This window comes from Archangium gephyra (assembly GCF_042230915.1).
Taxonomy (GTDB): domain Bacteria; phylum Myxococcota; class Myxococcia; order Myxococcales; family Myxococcaceae; genus Archangium; species Archangium gephyra_B.
Genome location: NZ_CP102578.1, coordinates 2,571,564 through 2,591,298 on the forward strand (window position 1 = coordinate 2,571,564; position 19,735 = coordinate 2,591,298).

Sequence of the window (19,735 nt, forward strand, 5' to 3'; positions counted from 1 at the left end):
CCCCTCTCCCTTCGGGAGAGGGTCAGGGTGAGGGTGGCTGTCACCGTTCTTCAACCCGTGGCCCGAAGTGGGGACAGGGGGTTCAACCCGGGTTCACCCGATACCCTCACCCCGTCCCTCTCCCGGAGGGCGAGGGGAAATGGTCGCGGTTGTCAGCGCAAAGGGGATCAGAAGGCCGCGTCGAAGGTGACCTCTCCCACGACGCCCACCTGGTAGGCCGAGACGCGGCGCTCGAAGAAGTTCGCCAGCTCCTGCACGTCCTGCAGGTCCATGAAGCCGAACGGGTTCTTCGCGCCATAGCGCTTGGGCAGGTCCAGCATCACCAGCCGCTGATCCGCGACGAACTCCAGGTACTGCCGCAGCTCGTTCGCCGAGAGGCCGGCGACCCCGAGCCCCAAGAGGTCCTCGGCGAACTGGAGCTCGCACTGCACCGCCTCCTCCAGCATGGCGGTGACCTCGCGCTCCATCTCCGCGTCGAAGAGGCCGGGCTCCTCGCGGCGCACCGTCTTCACCACCTCGAAGGCGAAGGCCATGTGCGCGCTCTCGTCGCGGAAGACCCAGTTCGTCCCCGCGGCCAGCCCGTGCAGCAGCCCTCGCGAGCGCAGGAAGTACACGTAGGCGAAGGCCGCGAAGAAGAAGAGCCCCTCGATGCAGGCCGCGAAGCAGATGAGGTTGAGGAGGAACTTGCGCCGTTGCTCCCGCGTCTCCAGCCGCTCGAGCTCGCCGATGGAGTCCATCCACTTGAAGCAGAACTCCGCCTTCTTGCGGATGCTCGGGATGGTGTCGATCGCCGCGAAGGCCCGGGCTCGCTCGGCCGGGTCCGGCACGTACGTGTCGAGCAGCGTGAGGTAGAACTGCACGTGCAGCGCCTCCTCGTAGAGCTGCCGTGACAGGTACATGCGCGCCTCGGGCGCGTTCACGTGCTTGTAGAGGTTCAGCACGAGGTTGTTCGACACGATGGAGTCACCCGTCGCGAAGAAGGCCACGAGCCGCTGGATGAGGTGGCGATCCGCCGCCGTCATCTTCGAGCGCAGGTCTCCCACGTCGGTCGAGAAGTCCACCTCCTCCACCGTCCAGGTGTTCTTGATGGCGTTGCGGTACATCTCGAAGAAGACCGGGTACTGCATCGGCCGGAGCGTGAGGTTCATGCCCGGGTCGAGCAGGCGTGCCCCCGTCTTCGGCGCCGCGTGCGAGGTCTTGTTGGACGGAATGGGGGCAATCACTGGCAGGCCTCGCAGGCTTCGGGGTTCTCGAGAGAGCAGGCCACGGCCTGCGTGTCGGTGGGCTTCGACTCGGGGGCGGGAGCGGCGGTGGTCTTCGCGATGCGCGTGGCCGGCCGCGAGCGCAGGTAGTAGGTCGTCTTCAGCCCCTTCTTCCACGCGTACATGTACATGGAGCTGAGCTGGCCGATGTTCGGTGCCTCCATGAACAGGTTGAGTGACTGGCTCTGGTCGATGAAGGCACCCCGGTCCGCCGCCATGTCGATGAGCGAGCGCATCGGCAACTCCCACGCCGTGCGGTAGATGGCCCGCACGGGGGCGGGAATCTCCTCGAGCGACTGGATGGAGCCCTCCGCGAGCTTGATGCGGGCCCGCATGTCCTCGTTCCACAGCCCGAGCGTCTTCAGCTCCTCGACGAGGTAGCGGTTGACCTGGAGGAAGTCTCCCGAGAGCGTCTCGCGCTTGAAGAGGTTGGACACCTGCGGCTCGATGCACTCGTAGCAGCCCGCGATGGACGCGATGGTCGCCGTCGGGGCGATCGCGATGAGCAGCGAGTTGCGCAGGCCCACCTGCTTCACCCGGGCGCGCAGCGTCTCCCAGCGCGCCGTGTCCTCGGGGACGACGTTCCACGCGTCGAACTGGAGCTCGCCGCGCGCCGCCCGCGTCTCGGAGAAGGCCGGGTGTGCGCCGCGCTCGGCCGCCAGGTCCGCCGAGGCCGACAGGGCGTGGAAGTAGATCTCCTCGGAGATCTTCCGCGAGACGGCCCGTGCCTCGGCGCTGTCGAAGGGCAGGCGCATCTGGAAGAACACGTCCTGCAGGCCCATGATGCCCAGGCCCACCGGACGCCAGCGCAGGTTCGAGCCCTTCGCCGAGGGGATGGGGTAGTAGTTCAGGTCGATCACCCGATCCAACTGCCGCACCGCCGTCCGCACCGTCCGCGCGAGCTTCTCCCACTCGAAGGCCACCCGGCCGCTCTCGTCCACCGCCGTGTGCCGCGCGAGGTTGATGGAGCCGAGGTTGCAGACGGCCGTCTCGTCCCGCGACGTCACCTCCAGAATCTCCGTGCAGAGATTCGACAGGTGGACGACGCGGCCCGGCAGCGCCGTCTGGTTGCAGGCCCGGTTCGACTTGTCCTTGAACGTCATCCAGCCGTTCCCGGTCTGCGCCAGCGTCCGCATCATGCGCCCGTAGAGCTCGCGCGCCTTCAGCGTCCGGGCCGCCAGCCCCTGCTGCTCCGCCTGCTCATAGGCGCGCTCGAACTCCTCGCCGTAGAGGTCCGTCAGGTGCGGCACCCCCTTCGGGTCGAAGAGGGACCAGCTCCCATCGGCCTCGACGCGCTTCATGAAGAGGTCCGGGAGCCAGTTGGCGAGGTTCAGGTTGTGCGTGCGCCGCGCCTCGTCCCCGGTGTTGTCGCGCAGCTCGAGGAACTCCTCCAGGTCCGCGTGCCACGTCTCCAGGTACACGCAGGCGGCGCCCTTGCGCTTGCCGCCCTGGTTCACCGCCGCCACCGACGCATCGAGCGTCTTCAGCCACGGGACGATGCCGTTGCTGTGCCCGTTCGTGCTCCCGATGAGCGAGCCGCGCGAGCGCACCCGGTGGTACGCCAGTCCGATGCCTCCCGAGAACTTCGAGAGCATCGCGACGTCCGTATAGCGCTGGTAGATGCTCTCCAGCTCGTCCCCGGGCGAGTCGAGCAGGAAGCACGAGGACAGCTGCTCGTGGCACGTGCCGGAGTTGAAGAGGGTGGGGGAGCTCGGCACGTACTCGAGCATCGAGAAGAGCCGGTAGAGCTCGAGCGCCTCGGGCACCGTCTCCCCGAGCGCCACCGCGATGCGCATGAAGAAGTGCTGCGGTGTCTCGAGCACCTCGCGCGTCGTCGGGTGCTTGAGCAGGTAGCGGTCGTAGACCGTCCGCATCCCGAAGTACTCGAAGAGCCGGTTGCGCGAGGGCTCGATTGCCTCGTTCAGCTCGCGGGCGTTCGCCGAGACGGCCCGGGCGATGCGCTCGTTCACGAGGCCGAGCCGGTGGCCCGCGGCGATGGATTGCGAGAAGGAGTGGATCTCCTGCCCGGCGACCTCCTGGTCGATGTACGCCGCGAGCAGCCGCGCCGCGAGCTTCGCGTACTCGGGCTCCTCCAGCGTCAGCGAGGCCGCGGTCTGGATGGAGAGCTGATCCAACTCCTGCGTCGAGGCGCCGTCATAGAGGCCGGCGACCGTCTTCGTCGCCACGCGGATGGCATCGACCTGGCGTAACCCATCGCAACAGCGGCTGATGGCCCGGACGATCTTGTTCAGGTCCGCGCCCTCGAGCTCCCCGTTGCGCTTGCGCACCCGCATGGTGGTGGGCGGCGTGGGCGTGACTTGGCTTCCGTTCAGCATGCTCCTCCTCCTCCAATCGCGACGGTGGAAGAGGGGACAGGACCGATCGCCACGGGGAGCCCGCGGCACGCGGAACCTCCCACCTCCCCACGAGGCGTCCAGGTCGATCCACCCCTGGATTTCTCCCGGGGGCAGGTGCTGGCAGGTCTTCGGGCTCGCGAGCCCCCGGCTCATCGCCGGCTCCTACTACCGTCCCCTTCCCAGCCTCTCGGCCAGTGGTGTGGACGGGTTCGTTCTCGCTTACCGCTGCGGGGGCAGCTCCGGAGTCACACCGGATTCCCTATCAAGCCCGAGCCGAGACCCGGGCACCAGCGACGGCGCCACCGTAAGGGCGGTGCCCCAGGCTGTCAAAGGATCAATCCTACCGGGCGTTGCCCTTCTCGCGCTCCCAGAGGGCGAGAGAGAGCGCCTGCTGCAGCCCCGCCTGCACCTCGCGCGGGCCGAAGGGCTGTCCTGTGTCCAACGCCCAGGCCAGCAGTGCTCCCGCGAACTCTCCCGCTGTGCGGTAGCGCTGATTCACGTCCGGGGCCAGGGCCTTGCGCAGCACCGCCGCCAGCCGCTTGTCCAGGGAGTCCGGCAGGTTCAGCTTCGCCGCCCGGATGGCCGCCATCACCACGTCCGGGTTGTCGCTGCCGCGCTCGAAGGGGTGGAAGCCCAGCACCAGCTCGTGCAGGACGATGCCCATCGAGAACAGGTCCGAGGCCAGCGTTACCGTGTCCCCGCGCGTCTGCTCCGGCGACAGGTAGTGCAGCTTGCCCGCCGTCACCCCGTCCTCCGGGCCCAGGTCCAACCCGCGCGCCTTGGCTACGCCGAAGTCGCCGAGCTTCACCTCGCACTGCCCGGAGAAGAAGATGTTGGAGGGGTTCACGTCCCCGTGGACGAGCTCCAGCGGCCGGCCACTGCGCGTGCGCGCCTGGTGGAAGTAGGCCAGGGCCCGCAGCACCTCGATGCACACGTGGACGCCCGCCGCCACCGGGATGCGCTGCCCCTGCCGCTGGTGTGCCCGGAGCAGCCCGTCCAGGTCGCCGCCCATCAGGAACTCCATGGCGATGAAGTAGCGCCCGAAGGCCTCGCCGATCTCCAGCCGGCGCATCAGGTTGGGGTGCTCCAGCAGGCCCATCAGGTCCGCCTCGTCGGCGAAGGACTCGGCGGTGACGTCCTTGCGCATCAGCTTCAGCGCTACCTGGAAGGGCGCTCCCTTCTCGTCCTTCGCCTCCGCGAGGAACACCTCCGCCATCCCCCCCGAGCCCAGGCGCGAACGGAGCACGTAGCGCCCGAAGCGGCGCGAGGGGATTTCCACGGTCTTGGACGGGGGAGGCTGCACGCCCGCCACTCTACTCTTCCTTGCCCAGCTCCAGCAGCAGGTCCAGGTCCTCCACCGTCTCCATGCTCTCCAGCAGCTCGAGGTTCTCCACCACCTCCTTGTCCTCCGCCGTCAGCTCTGGTGCCGTGCCTCGGGGCGCCGGGGCCCGCTGGGGCGTGGGGGGTGGAGCCTCTTTCAGGGGTGGAGCTTCCTTGGGCGCAGGTGGGGGCTCGGCGGCCGCGGCCGTCCCCGAGGCCAGCAGGGCGGCCAGCCACAGCGCGTGGCGCCCGCTCATTGCCGCCGCCTCTCACGCATCCGCTCGCGCATCTGCTGGCGCTGCTCGGGCGTCATCTGCCGCCAGCGCCGCATGTTCTCCATGATCTGCTCGCGCCGCTCCGGATGCGCGCGCAGGTACGCCCGCATCCGCTGGCGCACCTCCGCCTTGCGCTCGGGGCTCATCCCGCGGAACTCGCGGAAGCGCTCGCGCAGCTGGTTGCGCTCCTCGGGCGTCAGCCGCTGGAACTCGCGCAGGTTGGCCCGGACGCGCTCGCGCTCCTCCTGGGGCATCTGCTTCCAGCGCTCCAGGTTGGCCTTGATGCGCTCGCGCTCCTCCGGCGGCATCGCCTTGAGCTCGCGCAGCTTCGCCCGCAGGGCCTCCTTCTGCTCGGGGGAGAGCTGCTGGAAGCGCTCGGCCGCCGTCTGGGGCCGCTGGGGTTGCTCCTGCTTCGGGGGCTCTTGCGGCTGCGTCTCCTCCGCGCGGCCCGCTCCGCCCAACAGCAGCGCAACCATCAGCCCCGCCCGCGCCACGTTGTTCCGGCCCATCATCACCGCACCTCCAGCTCATGGAGGTTGGCGATCACCTCCAGGTCTTCGCCATTCTCCAGGCCGACGACGTCGTAGTCCTCGACCACTTCCAGATTCATCGCCAGCTCCAGCGTGCCCGCGTCCGGCACCTCCAGGGCGGGCTCGCTCGGGGTGGCGGTGTAGAGCGCCAGCCCCGCCACCGCCGCGAGCCCCGCCGCCGGCACCAGCACCGAGGGTCTCAGCAGCGCCCGCAACCGCTCGCCCAGGGTCGGTGGCAGCGCGTCCAGCTTCGCCAGCACCTCGCGCCGCATGGCCGGCGAGGGGGTGAAGTCGGGCAGCTCGGCCATCCGCGCCACCGTGCGCCGCAGCAGCGCCTCGGTGCCCTGGCAGCCCGCGCAGCCGCCCAGGTGCGCCTCCAACTCGGCGCGCCGCGCGGGCGCCAGCTCCCCGTCGACGTACGCCGTCAGGTCTTCCTCGAATGGACAACTCATGCCCTGCTCCTCGCGGGCACGGAGCCCGTCTGCAGTTCCTCCACCTTGCGCGCCACCGCCAGCGTCGCCCGGTGGATGAGGCTCTTCACCGCCGCCTCGCTCGCCTCCAGCGCCTCCGCGATGTCCCGGTACGCCATCCCCTCGAAACGGCACATGGTGAAGGCCGCCCGCTCCCGCTCGCTCATCGCCTTCAGCGCCTCGCCCACCGCCCGCTCCAGCTCCCGCCCCGCCAGCGCCTGGTCCGGCCTGTCTCCTTCCCCTCCCGCCACCTCCAGGCCCGCCTCGTCCTCGTGCGCCTCCGTCGAGGTGTGCTCCACCCGGTACTCTCCGCGCCGCACCTCGTTGAGGCAGTGGTTCGTGGCCACCCGGAAGAGGAACGTCTTGAACTTCGCCGACGGCTTGTAGCTCTTCGCGTTGCGGTAGAGCTTCACGAAGATGTCCTGGGTCAGCTCCTCGGCCCGCTCCCGGTCCCCCACGAAGCGCAACGCGAAGCGCGCCACGCTCACGTGGTACCGGTCGAACAGCAGCGCGAACGCCCGCCGGTCGCCCGCCGCCACCTGCAGCATCATCTGTGCGTCCGAGTCCGCTTCCACGCTTCCCTCCAACCCGGGACCCCGGAAAGAGTTGCGGGGCGGATTTCGCCTCCGAGCGTACCGGAGTCCCCGCCCACCTCTCCGGCATCAGGTAGGAAAGAGGCCCACATCCCTCCCTGGAGGGCGGGGTGCTGTCCTCCGGGTGGCGCCGGGCGGCCCCGGCGTCGGCTGGCGGAAGCTCCGGGGGAGGGGAGACGCGGGAAGCTTTGAAGGCCGTGGGCGCCGGTCATTAGAGTCCCAGCCGTGTCCGACACCACCCATACCCGTCCGCCCCCCTCTGGTGCCCGTCAGGGCGAACGGGGGGAAGAGGGGAGCGCGGAGCTGCCGTCGCTGGCCCCCTGGGAGGCACCGCCTGGCCCCGCCGTGCCCGAGGCGACGCCGGAGCAGGTGCGTACCCTCGTTGGGGAGGCCCGGGTGGCGGCCAGCGAGGCCGAGCGCACGCGGGTGGCCGGGGCGCTGAATCAGCAGCTGGACGCGCTGGCGGCCGGAGGGGGCTCGCGGGAGGTGGCGGACCTGCTCGAGCAGCTGCTGGAAAGCGGCCGGCTGGCGGGGCTGGCGGACGCGGAGGGCCGCTCGTGCCGGGCCGCGGCCACCGAGGCGCTCACGCGGCTCGGCTTTCCCTACGCGCTGGAGGTCCGCCCGGAGGACCTGGCCTTTCTGCGCGGCCAGGCCGAGGACTCCCCGGTTTTCCCCTGGGTGCCCACGGCGGCCGGGACGCTCCTGGTGGCGGGCAGTGCCGCGCAGTGGTGGCAGTTCTCCTCCCGGCATGGGGGGGACTTGTTGGATGAGCCGCTGCCCCTCGTCCTCCTCATGGGACTGGCGCTGTTGTCCCTGGTGCCGGGGGTGTTGGGCCCTGAACGCTCGGCGTCACAGCGGGCGGGCCTGCTCGGGCTGCTCGTCTTGTCGCTCGTTCAGCTGTATCTGGGCTTTTTCGGCGGTTACTACGGAGCCCTCAGCGGAGGAGCTGGACTGTTGGCCTGGTTGCTCCTCATGCTGCCTCGGCGGTGAACGCCGTGGGTCATGTCAGAGGGATGGACTAGGGTCATCCTTACGCGATACTAAACGCGAGTTCAGGTGGGCCGGGGTGGCTCGCCGCATACGCAAGGAGCAAGACGAAATGGCCGTGAATCCAGAGAAGGAGAAGGCGATCGAATTGGCGATGTCCGCGGTGGAGCGCCAGTTCGGTAAGGGGTCGATCATGCGGCTCGGCAACGAGGAGCCGCTGGTCCGGGATGTTCAGGCCATTTCGACGGGAAGCGTCTCGCTCGACATCGCGCTGGGCGTTGGCGGCGTGCCCAAGGGCCGCATCGTCGAGATCTACGGGCCGGAGTCTTCCGGTAAGACGACCCTCTGCCTCCACATCGTGGCCGAGGCGCAGAAGCGCGGCGGCGTGGCCGGCTACATCGACGCCGAGCACGCGCTGGACATCGGCTACGCGCGCAAGCTGGGCGTGCGCACCGATGACCTGCTGCTGAGCCAGCCGGACACGGGCGAGCAGGCCCTGGAAATCGCCGAGATGCTGGTGCGCTCGGGCGCCATCGACGTGCTGGTGGTGGACTCGGTGGCGGCCCTGGTGCCGAAGGCCGAGCTCGAGGGCGAGATGGGCGATGCGCACATGGGTGTGCAGGCCCGCCTCATGAGCCAGGCGCTGCGCAAGCTGACGGGTACCATCAGCAAGAGCCAGACGTGCGTCATCTTCATCAACCAGATCCGCATGAAGATTGGCGTGATGTTCGGCAACCCCGAGACGACGACGGGCGGTAACGCGCTGAAGTTCTACGCGTCGCAGCGCCTGGACATCCGCCGCGTGGGCGCCATCAAGAATGGCGACAACGTGGTGGGCAGCCGCACCCGCGTGAAGGTGGTGAAGAACAAGGTGGCGCCTCCCTTCAAGGAGGTCGAGTTCGACATCATGTACGGCACGGGTATCTCGAGGGAGGGCGACCTCATCGATATGGCGTCCAACGACGGCATCATCGAGAAGAGCGGCAGCTGGTTCTCCTTCAAGGGAGAGCGCATCGGCCAGGGCCGGGAGAACGCGAAGGACTACCTGCGCGACCACCCCGAGGTGCGCCTGGAGGTGGAGCGGCAGGTGATGGAGAAGTACGGCATCGGCAAGCCAGCCCTGGCCGCCGTCCCGGCTCCCACCGAGGAGGCTCCCGCCGAGGGCCACACCGAGAAGCGCCAGCGCGTGAAGGCCGCGAAGTAGTCCAAGCCTTCCGTGCCTGAAGTACCCAGGGGCCGTCTCCCGAAAGGGGGGCGGCCCCGTACTTTTGGGTGAGTCACGGTGTCCCAGGCCAGGTGTACGGTGCGGGCATGACTCGCCTGCCGCCCGGTCCAGGGAATGCCCTCGTCACCACGCTGAGGTCTCTGCGCGATCCCTACGGATTCCCGCTCGAGACGGCGCGGCGGTACGGAGATCCGTATTCGTGGCCGAGCTTCCTCGGCCCGATGGTGGTCACCGGCTCGCCCGAGGGAATCCGGACGTTGTTCACGGCCGATCCCGACACCTACTCTGCGCTCGGAGCGGAGCTGCTCGGGCCCATCCTCGGCGAGAGCAACCTCATCCTGCTCAGCGGCGAGCGCCACCGGGCCATGCGCAAGCTGCAGCTGCCGCCCTTTCATGGCGCACGCATGCGCGCCTATGGGCAGATCATCCTCGACGCCGCGGAGGCGCACGCCGCCCGGTGGCAGCGCGGCCGGCCCATCCCGGTCCACCGGACGATGCAGGAGATCTCCCTCCAGGTGATTCTGGAGGCGGTCCTCGGCCTCCGGGAGCCGGGGAGGCGGGAGGCCTTCAAGGCGGCCGTGCTGGCGGTCATCGCGGCGCTCAAACCGTCGTTCATGTTCATCGAGTCCCTGCGCCGCCCGTTGCTGGGCCTGAGTGCCTGGGCGCGCTTCCAGCGGAGGCGGGCACACACTTTTGCGCTGTTCGAAGAGGAGCTGCGCGTGCGCCGGGCCTCGCCGGAGCCGCGAGAAGACATCCTGAGCCTGCTCCTCTCCGCCCGGTATGAGGACGGAAGCGCGCTCACCGACGACGAGCTGCTAACGCAGATGATGAACCTGATCGTCGCCGGCCACGAGACCACCGCGAGCGCACTGGCCTGGTCCTTCCACCACATCCACCGTGAGCCGGCGGTGAAGGCGCGGCTCGTGGAGGAGCTGCGTGGCCTGCCGGAGCCACTCGACCCTGAAGCCGTCGCGCGCCTGCCCTATCTAGAGGCGGTCTGTTCCGAGGCGCTGCGCCTGGAGCCCGTTGCACCCCTCATCGGCCGGACGCTGCGCAAGGGCCTCACGCTCCAGGGGTTCGAGCTGCCGCCGGGCATCTCCGTGGGAATCTCCATCCTCCAGGTGCACCGGCGCGCCGACCTCTACCCGGAGCCCGAGCGGTTCCGCCCCGAGCGCTTCCTCGAGCGCAGCTACACCCCGTTCGAGTACCTCCCCTTCGGCGGCGGCGCGCGCCGTTGCATCGGTGCCGCGTTCGCGCTCTACGAGATGAAGCTCGTGCTGGCGGCCATCCTGAGGAAGCACGACCTGCGCGCAGCGAGCGACAAGCCGGTGCGGGTGGCGGTGCGGAACACGACCGTCGGGCCGCGCGGGGAGGTCGAGCTGTTGCACGCATAGCGCTCCGAGGCCTTGCCTGCCTGGTCCTCCACACGCCTGGCAGGCGCCGCCTCCGTCACATCCCGTGCCGTTCTCTCTCCGCCCGCTGACGCCACCAACAGCCTCAGGAGGGCTTTCATGTCCAAGACCGTGCAGGGTCTGCTCACGTTCCTCATCTCGCTCGTCGTGCCCACGGCGATGCTGCTGATCATCAGCGTGCTGCCGGTATGGCAGGGCGTCTTCTCGCCCCAGACCGTCTCGGAATTACCCAAGGTCGCGCTCATCGTGGGAGGCGGCTTCGGCCTGCTCTATGGGCTGGAGGCGGGCATCCTATGCATCTACGACCTGGAGACGGCCGTCGGCTGGGTCGAGCTGTTCGTCGACCTGACCTGGAGCCTGCCGAACACGGTGGCCGGGTTCGTGCTCGGCAACATCATCTACATCCTGTTCGGTTCGCCCTCGCGCACGGATTCCGAGGGCAAGGCATGGATCAGCTTCCAACCCCGGAGCTCGACGGGCTTCGGCCACAGCGTCCTGCAGACCATCGGGACGGTGAACCTCGGGGGCGCCGGTCAGCACGAGCGGATGCACTTGCTGCAGGCCCGGGTGCTCGGCCCTGGCTACATCCCCCTGGTGATTGCCTCCTACGCCGTCACCTTCACCCTCCAGGTGGTGTGGACCCTCACCCTCGGCGGGCTGCTGGCGCTGACCGGCGTGCGGAACAAGGCGTACTTCGAGCCGCCCTCCCACTCGGCCGTGGGCGGCTTCTTCGGGTGGATCTACTACGCCACCCCCATCGAGCTGTTCGCCTACGCCACGGGAAATCCCTGACACGCAACACGGGAAACCCTTTCCTCGCAGAGCACCCTCCTGAGCCCGAGGATGCTCCAGCCGCGAGGGCCGCGCTACTGCAGCGAGAACGTGGAGAGGAGCTGCTTGAAGAGCCCGGTGTCCTCGTTCTTGTGCATGAACATGATCTGGTACATCCGGTCCTTCACGAGGATCATGCGGATGGAGATGCGCATGCCTTCGGGCCCCTGGGTGGCCTCGATATCGCGGCCGGGGAAGGAGCGCTCGCTGCTGCCCTTGGGGGCGTTCACGCTCACCGGCTTGTCTGTCAACAGCGTGAGCTTTTGCTGGGCCAGCATTCCGTCGCAAGCGCTCTTGAGCACCTGGTCGGCAGGCATGGCGCTCATCGTGCCGTCCGGGTACTGCCCCACCATCACCATGAGGTAGCTGTCGTCGTTCTTCGGGGCGACGCCGTAGCTGATCATCCGCACCCAGCCTGCCTCGGTCTTCAGGGGCTGCTCCTTCACCTTCGGCGAGGAGGGAAAGGCGGCGCGGAACCCGCCCACGGGCGAGGTCACCAGCGACCAGCCGTCGGGAATCACGAGCTCGTCCGTGGCACCAACGGTGTCGATGCCCTTCGCGTCGGCGGGCCTGACGGTGGGCGCCTCGGTCCCGCCCTTCTCGGGAGCGCTCGGCTCGGCGGCGAAGGCGGCAGTGGAAAGCAGGACTGCGAACGCAGCGGCGGAGAGGAGCTTGCGCATGGGCCGGGAATGCTAGCACCCGCGAGCGCCACGACCATGAAATCAAGGTGCTCTACGCCTGCGCCTCCAATGCCTGAGCGATTTCCAGGGACAAGGCGGCACACGGCCTTCATTGACACCCAGACAGTGGTGGGCCTTTGTTCCCGCTTCAGCGGAGTGGGTATGTATCTTCCCGAGCCAGGTGGTCGGCGGGCCGGGGTGGGGGGCCACTCATTCCAGGAGCGTCAGGCATGACCAACGGAGACGCCGTTCAGCGAGGGAGTTTCGTGCGCGGAGGGGGGCGGTGCTCACGAGGCCTCGCCGCCTTGTCGCTGGCCACCTGCCTGATGTTCCTGCCGGGGTGCACCTATATCCGTATGGCTCAGGAGTTGGGCCGGATCGCATCGCGAGGGCCGGCGCTGTCCGTTGACGGGTACGAGGTCGCGGCGCCGAGGCCGTTAGACCGCTTCTCCGCGGGCGTGGCGACGGAGGACATCACCCCGCCCCCGGGTTTTCCCACCGGCGGACATGGCCCCGAAGGAGGGCTCCCGCGAGGCCACTGGATGCGGCTGCGCGCGCGTGCCTTCTTCTTCGAGGACCGCGCGGGCCGCACGCTGGCCCTCGTGTCGTGCGACCTCTTCGCGCTCCCCGGCGGGCTCCATGCGAAGGTCGCCGAGCGCATCGCGGCGAAGGCCGCCGAGCAGAAGCTCGCCGTGTCGCTGCCACCCGAATCGCTCATCCTCGCGGCGACGCACACCCATCACAGCCCGGGGAACTACATGACCGCCCGGGTCTACAACCAGTTCGGCTCCGCGTATTCGGGCTTCTCCAAGCCGCTCTTCGAGTTCCTGGCGGAGAGGATCGCGGACGCCGTCCTGGGGGCCCTCCACGATGCCCGGCGGCAACCCGGGCAGGTGGAGCTCGCCGTGCACGTGCAGCAGGTGGATTACGCGCTCGTGCGCAACCGGTCGCCGGATGTCTTCATGCTCAACCGTGAGCGCGACACGCTGCTCGCCACGTTGAGCAGCGGGGCGGAGGCGCCGGACTGCGCGCCGCGTCCGGGCGAGCCCTCCGATGGGTGGTATGCGCCGGAGTGCCCGCGGCTGAGGGCCACCGACCGGGCCCTGACCGTCGTGGACATCCGCCGCGTCAACGGGGAGCGCCGCGACCGCGTGGGCGCACTCGTCTTCTTCGCCGTCCACCCCACCGTCCTCGCGGCCCGCACGCCGCTCTACAACCCCGATTTCGTCGGGTACGCGATGCAATCCCTCGAGCGGGACTGGGCCACCGCGGAAGGGCAACCCGTGGTGGGGTTCTTCAACGGCGCGGAAGGGGACATCACGACGCGCCGGACGAGCCGGGACCTGCTCGCCACCCGGGAGTTTGGCACCCGCTTCGCCAGGAATGTCCGGGATGCCCTCTCCACCACACCCGTGCTCCTCGAGAGGGAGCCCACCCTCACCCTGCGTGCGTTGCGGACGCGCCCCGGCGAGGAAGACGAGCGGATGTGCACCGATGAGCGGGGCCGGTGGTCTCTCTCCGGGTACCCGATGTTCGGCGCCGCCGCGTTTGGTGGTGCCGAGGGTGACCACACCGTCCTGGACCAGGTGGGCTGGAGCGCGGGCGCGGTGGATCGCGCGATGAATGGCCAGGGCATGAAGCTGCCCGCGCTCGACTCGCGGCTGGTGCGCCCGTTGCGGTTCACCGAGGCCTTCGCGCCGCCGGAGAGCTTCCCGGACTCCATTCCCCTCACGCTCGTCTCCCTGGGAGGACTCACGCTCGCCACGCTCCCCGGGGAGGTGTCCACCGCGCAGGGACTGGCCCTTCGCGAGGCGCTCGGCGGGGCGCCTCACGGGAAGCTGGAGCTCATCGGGCTGGCCAATGAGTACACCTCGTATTGCGCGTCGCGCGACGAGTACAACGCCCAGGACTACGTGGGGGCCTCGACCATCTGGGGGCCGGAGCAAGGGCCCTTCCTCGCCTGCAGCTTGCGCGGGCTCGCCACGTCGGAGGTGCGCCCGGTGGCGCGGAAGATCGAGCGCCGCAAGTTCTGGCCCGGATACGAGCAGGACCCCGCTTTTGGTCCGGCGTTCACCGGTGACGATATCTCGCGGCCGGACGATGGCCTGCACCAGGTGCTGCGGGATGCGCGGGGAGTTCCCGTCCGGGGCCTCCCCTGGTTCGCGTGGAGCGGGCCCCTGGGGATGTGCGCCAAGGCCCTGTGCCCGGCGGACGCGCGCCGTGTCGCCATCTGGGAGCGGACGCCGGAGGGCTGGCGCGAGCTCGTGATTCCGGGCGAGGGGAGGGAGGACGATCTCGGGGCGGGCTTCCTCACGGTGTTGATGGCGCGGCAGGGCCGCTGGGCGACCCTCTGGCTTCGCCCGCTGTTCCAACCCGAGAGGCAAGGGACGTTCGCCTTCGTCGCCTACCCGCCGGGCAAACCCCCGCGCTGTTCACGGCCCTTCGCGCTCGGAGCCGGGCTTCCGGCGCCAGATGAGGTGGGGCAGGGGACGTGTGACGCGCGAGGTGCGCCCGCGGATTAGACGCTCGGGCGCCTTCGCACATCAGCGCGAAGCGCTCTTCGCCGGGTCCACCCAACCGGGAAGCACGGCCTGGCTGATTCCCGTCGCTCCGTCCTGCTCCAGCCGGGCCCTCACCTTCGGAGGCGCCCCGGCCGTCACGTCCCGTCCACGCTCGAAGCGCTGGGCCTTCACCAGCGCCAGGGTGGCCCGGTTCAACAGGAGCGCCCGGCGCGGTGAGGGGACGAGCAGCACCGAGATGTCCTTCGCCAGCGCCTTCACCGCGCCGGGCTGGAGCGTCCCATCCCGCCGGAAGAAGCGGGCCTGGACCTCGTCGTTGGTCCCGTAGTCGTCTCCGGCTCCCACTTGCGCGAGCCAGTGTGCGTACTCGCCCTGTCCATCGGCGCGCCTGGGCTCTGGAATGCCCTTCAGCCCCCGCTGCCCCCAGTGGTACCAGCCTTCCTGCCAGGCCGAGCCCGCGTCGAGCTTGCGCGCGAAGCTGAAGGTGCTGTCCGTGGTGGCGCCCACGCCGCCGTGGCATCCGATGCAGGCGGTGGTCTCCTCGACGTTCTGCGGGCGCAGCTCCCCGCCCGCGTCCTCGATGAAACCCTGCATCAGCCAACCGGTGCCCGTGCCCACCCCGCGCTCCACGTCCGCGAGCACGCGCTTGAGCTTGTCGGGTTGCTTCATCTTCTCCCGGGCTTCCGCCTCGGCCGCCAGCTGGAGATCGCTGTACGTCAACCAGCGGGTCTTCCTCATGTAGCGCAATTCCTTCATCCGGGCGGCCATGCGGACCTGCCCGCCCTCCACATCGAGGTAGCGCAAGCTGTGGAGGAACTCGGTGCCTCGCGGGTAGAGGCCGGCGGCGGGCCAGCCGTCCTTCACCCGGTCCAGCCCGGCCGCCTGTCCCACGTAGCCGAAGGGACGTCCGGGCTTCGGCGGCCATACGAAGGCCACGCGCGTCGCCGTGCCGAGCACGCCATCCCCGTCGAGATCCGAGCCGAGCTCGCGCTCGTCCGTGGCCGGGAGCGGCACATCCACCCGGCGGATGTACGCCTCCAGGATGGCGAGGTTGAGGCGGTACACGGCCGTGCTCTCGCGCCCCGCCGCGTCGCGCCGGAAGGCGGCGGGAAGGCGGATGAACACGTCTCCCGCGCTCCCGTTGGTCGGCCAGAACATGCCGGGGAAGGGGGCATAGGCGAACGCCCTCCAGCCCGTCATGGCCCCTTGCGGAGAACGATCGAAGCCCTCGGAGTCGGGTTGGAACCAGCAGTCCGGGGTGTAGCCCTCCCACCGGCCATCGCCGTTCCCATCCCAGGCGGCGGGCGGATGCGCCAGGGCCGCGGCGAGCCGGAGCCCACCGCGTTCATCCACGTAGTTGCTCGACCTCACCCAGGCCAGCAGCTCGGCGTCCGGCAGCTCGACGGGCGGCGGAGGCTGGAGGAGGTTCGTCCAGCGGTTCTCCTCGGCGGAGCGCGCCACCGAGAGGACCGTCTGGACCTCGGCGTCCTCGACGAAGTTGGGCGCGCGCGGCGTCTGGTGACACGCGAAGCAGCCGTTGCGGGTGCGGCCCCCGGGCGCTTCCTGGGTGACGGCGTAGCACTGCGCGGGCAGGTAGGCTGCCGGATTGGAGAGCCGGGGGGGCTCTCGCGTGTTCGCCGGCAGGGCGGCCGCGAGCGCCTCCCGCAGCTGGACGGCGGGCGCCGGTGGAGGAGGACGCGAATCCCTCGCACGCCATACGACGGCCGCTCCGGCCACGAGCAAGCCGAGCCCCAGTACAACCCCTGTCGCCTTGCGGCGGTCCATGTCTTCTGCTCCCACGAGGAACGCCGTGGAGCCTCCCCGGGAGTCCTCCCGGGAAAGCCCCACGGCTGGCTGGATGAGACGGGTGTTGCTCAGTTCATCGCCGGGAACGGGCCGATGTAGCCGGTGTACGACTGCGCCCGGCTCACATCGCCCTCCAGCTTCTCCACGTCGGACTCACCGTAGGGGTGCTGCACCTGGGCCTTGATGTACGCGAAGCCGTTGATGTCCGGGTAGAAGTAGACGCCCGTCGTCTCCGAGCCGTAGGGGGCGGAGAAGATGCGGGTCAGCTCGCGCGTGACGATGTTGTAGGCCCACACCATGTCGTTCTGGTGGCCGTCGACGGTGTCCTCGCCGATGAGCAGCGTGTCGTAGCCGTTGATGAAGGACAGGTTGTCGGGATTGGCGATGCCATTCACGCTGCAGACGTTCGCGGTCCCCGGCTTGGAGACGCCGGTGGCGCTGTCGAAGGTCGTGAAGGTGGGATCGTAGAAGGGGCTGTTGCTCGGGTAGAGGCTGGCGCCGGGTGCCTTCAGCCACACGCCCTCGACCAGCGGCGCGGCGGACTCGACGACATAGTCACTGCCGAGGGTCGCGTTGGGCGAGACGACCATCTCGTAGACCGCGCCACAGTCGTTGCGGGCGACCTGGACGTGATTGCCTCCGCCCAGATCCTTGCCCGCCGGATCGTTGATCATGCCCTGGTTCAGCTCGCTGAAGGACACGTAGAGCCGGTGGGCGGCGGCGTTGTACGTGATGCCCTCGGTCTTGCGGAACTCGGTGGTGCCTCCGACGTAGGCCGCGTAACGGCGGCTCTCCAGGCGGGAGGCCGCCAGCTCCTGGCCGGGCTTGAGCCGCAGGCACTCGCGGCCGGTCTCCGTGTTGATGGCGCGGAACCCCTCGGCGACGCCCGGGCAGGTGCCATCGCTGTTCTGGGCCTCGGCATCGAAGATGTGGGAGAACTGGATGCCGCTGTCGATCAGCGCCTTCACCTGTGCGTCCGTCGCGCTGGGGCCCAGGGGCAGCCAGTAGATGTCCGCCCGGCCCGAGGGGGCGCCCGACGGGGTGGTCTGGAACCACCGCGCCGCGTAGAGCTGGCCCTCGGACAGGTCGCCCGGCCGCGCCGCCACGAACATGTAGAAGCCGTCGTTGGAGCCATCGTCGCTCAGGTAGACGGTCCGCTTGTCCGGCATCACATAGGCGAGCTCGAGCGCACGCCGGCCCGCCGCGTAGTGCTTGGTGACGGTGGTGGTGCCCGAGCCGTCCACCGCGACCTCGACCACGTAGCCATAGCGGTACGGGGAGTAGACGGCCTTGGCCTGCTCGATGGTGGCGGTGGCCGGATCCAGCCCCCAGTAGCGGAGCATGGAGCGCTCATCCGCGGCGAGCGCGCCCACCGAGGTCACGTTCTCATAGATGCGAGCATCCCTCGGGTACTCCTCGCTGCTCAGGTTCGTGTTCCAGGGGGACACGCTGCCCGCGCAGGGAATCCAGTAGCCCTCCACGCCCGAGAAGTCGATGGGCCGGGTGCTGATGGCCGTGAGCTTGCCGTTGGGGTCCTGGCGCAGCTCGGAGAGGTACATCGCCGCGGGGGTGATCTCGAACTGGGTGAGCTCGTAGATCTTGTTGCCCTTCTGGAGGATCGCGGAGAAGTCGTTGGTCGGAGAGATGAAGTCCGAGCCGTCCGTGTTCTTCACCGGGCTTCCGTTCTTCTGGACCATGCGCCCGAAGATGTGCTCGCCCAGGGGCTGACCGGAGCGCAGCACGGTCTCGTACTGGAGGGAGACCTGCTGCCCGTTCACGTTCGCCCCGGGGCTGGCGTAGACGGCCCTCTTCTCCGCGTCGGTGCGCGCGGCATTGACCGGGGTGAAGCTGAGCGACTTGCCCGTGCCGGCCGGACCCTGCGGACCCTGCGAACCCTGCGGGCCCTGCGGACCCTCGGCGCCTGGTGCTCCGGTCTCACCCGTGCACGCGGAGAGCGCGAGTGTGGTCAGGGACGCCCACACCAGGGCCCCCATCCGGCGTGGCCGCCGCGAATGACTGAATCTCATCTGTGTCCTCATCTTGTAGGCAATGGGTACGGAGCGCCTGACGAGCTGGCTCCGATTGCCGCGGATGCTACTGGCGGCGAGTGGTTGCCGTACAAGACGTTTGTGTGACGGACACCGCGGCGAGCCTGGCCGCCCGTACCGGGGATTCAATCGCTTTCCCTCGGCGCGGCTGGCACGGGACGCAGCGGCGGAGGCCCGGCATGGACCTGCCGCCGCCGGCATGCACTCCGGTGCTACTCCGCCGTGAAGTACAGGTTGTCGAGCAGCAGCTTGTCCGCCGGAGCGCCCGACCCGGCGACGAAGATGAACGGGGCGTCGACGACACCCAGCTTCAGGCCACCCGCCGTGAACTCCGTCAGCGGAATGGCCAGGTGGTGCCACTGGCCATCATTGTCGTACCCGTACTTCTCCACGTTGAGCTTCACGTCCTTGGTGTCGTCGCTCATTCCCACCTCCACCAGGGCGAAGCCGGGGTCGGACGAGCGCAGGCTCACGTGCAGCGTCTTCCACGTGCTCAGGTTGCGTGGCGAGTTCCAGTGCACGCCGAACCCCAGCCAGGCCTTGCCCGCGTGGACGACGAGGTCCGCTGACTTGCCCTCCACGTGCGTGGAGGAGGGCTCCAGCGTGACGGTGCTCTCGTACAGGTAGACGAACGTGGTGCTGTTATCCACGGGGATGTCGTCGGAGCGGCCCCCCTCGTAGAAGCCCACGCCCAGGCGGCGCTGCCCGGTCTGGTAGGGGAACGGGCCCGGGAGCATGTCCGGGTCCTCGCCACCGGTGGACGGGGTGGACGGTACCTGGTTCTCGTAGTCCGACTCGCCCGGGTCCGGCCTGCACGCGGCCAGCAGGGCCAGCACGGCGTATCCAGCGATCCGCTTCATGGCTTCACCGCCCTGTCCTGACCGTTCGTCAGCTTCACCAGCGTCCAGCCGCCCTGCACCGTGCCGCCCATCTCGACGATGCCCTTGTACGCGGGCGTCACCAGGTCATAGGCAATCGTTCCCGTGGCGTCGTACGTCACCGAGTCGGGGAAGTTGTCGAGCACGGACTGGTAGGCGCGGAGGGCCTGCGCCTTCACCCTGGGCAGCTCCGCCTGGCTCGCCTCGCCGTTCTGGTAGACGGCCAGCAGGGTGTTGCCCACGTAGAACTGGGCCTCGCCGCCGGGCTCCCGCGCGAGCAGCGTGGCCCACGAGTAGAACGCGGCCACGTGCGCCCCGCTGGATTGGATCTTCCACTTCGTCTCCACGCCGGGCGTGGCGTGCGCGAAGGGGTTGTTCGGATCCGCCAGCACCGAGTCATCCGGGTAGATGCCCACGTCGGGGCTGTGGAGCTGGAGCGTGAGGCCTTCCAGCGACTCGCCATACACGAAGCTGGCGGGCTCGTAGCACCCGGAGATGCCCACGGCCGCGGCCAGCACAAGCCACGTCTTCATACGGCCTCC

Annotated in this window: 17 protein-coding genes and 1 riboswitch; of the genes, 5 read left to right on the forward strand and 12 right to left on the reverse strand. The window is 69.2% G+C overall.

Going from position 1 to position 19,735, the window contains the following annotated elements:
* Nucleotides 1-167: 167 nt before the first annotated feature.
* From NR798_RS10260 to NR798_RS10290, 7 genes are all read right to left on the reverse strand, one after another.
* Complete coding sequence (locus NR798_RS10260; RefSeq protein ID WP_375773745.1) at nucleotides 168-1,148, reverse strand: ribonucleotide-diphosphate reductase subunit beta; 981 nt, start codon at nucleotides 1,146-1,148, stop codon at nucleotides 168-170.
* A gap of 71 nt (nucleotides 1,149-1,219) precedes the next feature.
* Nucleotides 1,220-3,598, reverse strand: a complete 2,379-nt coding sequence (locus NR798_RS10265) for a ribonucleoside-diphosphate reductase subunit alpha (protein WP_375771268.1) — start codon at nucleotides 3,596-3,598, stop codon at nucleotides 1,220-1,222.
* Between the two features lie 122 nt (nucleotides 3,599-3,720).
* Nucleotides 3,721-3,926: riboswitch (cobalamin riboswitch) on the reverse strand.
* A gap of 33 nt (nucleotides 3,927-3,959) precedes the next feature.
* Complete coding sequence (locus NR798_RS10270; RefSeq protein WP_375771269.1) at nucleotides 3,960-4,922, reverse strand: serine/threonine-protein kinase; 963 nt, start codon at nucleotides 4,920-4,922, stop codon at nucleotides 3,960-3,962.
* A gap of 10 nt (nucleotides 4,923-4,932) precedes the next feature.
* Complete coding sequence (locus NR798_RS10275; protein ID WP_375771270.1) at nucleotides 4,933-5,196, reverse strand: hypothetical protein; 264 nt, start codon at nucleotides 5,194-5,196, stop codon at nucleotides 4,933-4,935.
* Nucleotides 5,193-5,726 carry a DUF3106 domain-containing protein gene (locus NR798_RS10280; RefSeq protein ID WP_375771271.1) on the reverse strand — a complete coding sequence of 178 codons (534 nt, stop codon included), beginning with the start codon at nucleotides 5,724-5,726 and terminating at the stop codon, nucleotides 5,193-5,195. Before NR798_RS10280 ends, NR798_RS10275 begins: the two co-directional genes overlap by 4 nt.
* The gene (locus tag NR798_RS10285) at nucleotides 5,726-6,196 is read right to left on the reverse strand and encodes an anti-sigma factor family protein (RefSeq protein WP_375771272.1); all 471 of its coding nucleotides are present in this window, start codon (nucleotides 6,194-6,196) and stop codon (nucleotides 5,726-5,728) included. Before NR798_RS10285 ends, NR798_RS10280 begins: the two co-directional genes overlap by 1 nt.
* On the reverse strand, nucleotides 6,193-6,789 hold the full coding sequence (locus tag NR798_RS10290) for an RNA polymerase sigma factor (RefSeq protein ID WP_375771273.1): 597 nt from the start codon (nucleotides 6,787-6,789) through the stop codon (nucleotides 6,193-6,195). Before NR798_RS10290 ends, NR798_RS10285 begins: the two co-directional genes overlap by 4 nt.
* Before the next feature lie 243 nt (nucleotides 6,790-7,032).
* On the opposite strand from NR798_RS10290, the gene NR798_RS10295 reads away from it, so the two are divergent.
* The 4 genes from NR798_RS10295 (at nucleotide 7,033) to NR798_RS10310 (ending at nucleotide 11,223) form a co-directional block, all read left to right on the forward strand.
* The gene (locus tag NR798_RS10295; RefSeq protein WP_375771274.1) at nucleotides 7,033-7,797 is read left to right on the forward strand and encodes a hypothetical protein; all 765 of its coding nucleotides are present in this window, start codon (nucleotides 7,033-7,035) and stop codon (nucleotides 7,795-7,797) included.
* 109 nt (nucleotides 7,798-7,906) lie between these two features.
* Nucleotides 7,907-8,998 (forward strand): recombinase RecA, encoded by a 1,092-nt coding sequence (gene recA / locus NR798_RS10300; RefSeq protein WP_375771275.1) that lies wholly within the window; start codon nucleotides 7,907-7,909, stop codon nucleotides 8,996-8,998.
* 107 nt (nucleotides 8,999-9,105) lie between these two features.
* A complete protein-coding gene (locus NR798_RS10305) occupies nucleotides 9,106-10,413 on the forward strand; it encodes a cytochrome P450 (RefSeq protein ID WP_375771276.1) in 1,308 nt (435 codons plus the stop codon).
* 117 nt (nucleotides 10,414-10,530) lie between these two features.
* Entirely contained in the window at nucleotides 10,531-11,223 is a 693-nt protein-coding gene (locus NR798_RS10310; protein WP_375771277.1) for a hypothetical protein, read from the forward strand.
* Nucleotides 11,224-11,297: 74 nt separating this feature from the next.
* On the opposite strand, the gene NR798_RS10315 is transcribed toward NR798_RS10310, so the two are convergent.
* Nucleotides 11,298-11,942 (reverse strand): hypothetical protein, encoded by a 645-nt coding sequence (locus NR798_RS10315; RefSeq protein WP_375771278.1) that lies wholly within the window; start codon nucleotides 11,940-11,942, stop codon nucleotides 11,298-11,300.
* 305 nt (nucleotides 11,943-12,247) lie between these two features.
* Between NR798_RS10315 and NR798_RS10320 the strand changes: the two genes are divergently transcribed.
* Nucleotides 12,248-14,464: a neutral/alkaline non-lysosomal ceramidase N-terminal domain-containing protein gene (locus tag NR798_RS10320; protein ID WP_375771279.1), complete on the forward strand. Its 2,217-nt coding sequence runs from the start codon at nucleotides 12,248-12,250 to the stop codon at nucleotides 14,462-14,464.
* A 21-nt stretch (nucleotides 14,465-14,485) separates the two neighbouring features.
* On the opposite strand, the gene NR798_RS10325 is transcribed toward NR798_RS10320, so the two are convergent.
* The 4 genes from NR798_RS10325 to NR798_RS10340 all read right to left on the reverse strand — a co-directional run bounded on the left by NR798_RS10325 (nucleotide 14,486) and on the right by NR798_RS10340 (nucleotide 19,726).
* Complete coding sequence (locus tag NR798_RS10325; RefSeq protein ID WP_375771280.1) at nucleotides 14,486-16,246, reverse strand: hypothetical protein; 1,761 nt, start codon at nucleotides 16,244-16,246, stop codon at nucleotides 14,486-14,488.
* 89 nt (nucleotides 16,247-16,335) lie between these two features.
* On the reverse strand, nucleotides 16,336-18,294 hold the full coding sequence (locus tag NR798_RS10330) for an alkaline phosphatase PhoX (protein WP_375771281.1): 1,959 nt from the start codon (nucleotides 18,292-18,294) through the stop codon (nucleotides 16,336-16,338).
* Nucleotides 18,295-18,527: 233 nt separating this feature from the next.
* A complete protein-coding gene (locus NR798_RS10335) occupies nucleotides 18,528-19,175 on the reverse strand; it encodes a hypothetical protein (RefSeq protein ID WP_375771282.1) in 648 nt (215 codons plus the stop codon).
* Complete coding sequence (locus NR798_RS10340; RefSeq protein WP_375771283.1) at nucleotides 19,172-19,726, reverse strand: hypothetical protein; 555 nt, start codon at nucleotides 19,724-19,726, stop codon at nucleotides 19,172-19,174. The genes NR798_RS10335 and NR798_RS10340 overlap by 4 nt, the downstream gene beginning before the upstream one ends.
* Between the last annotated feature and the right edge of the window lie 9 nt (nucleotides 19,727-19,735).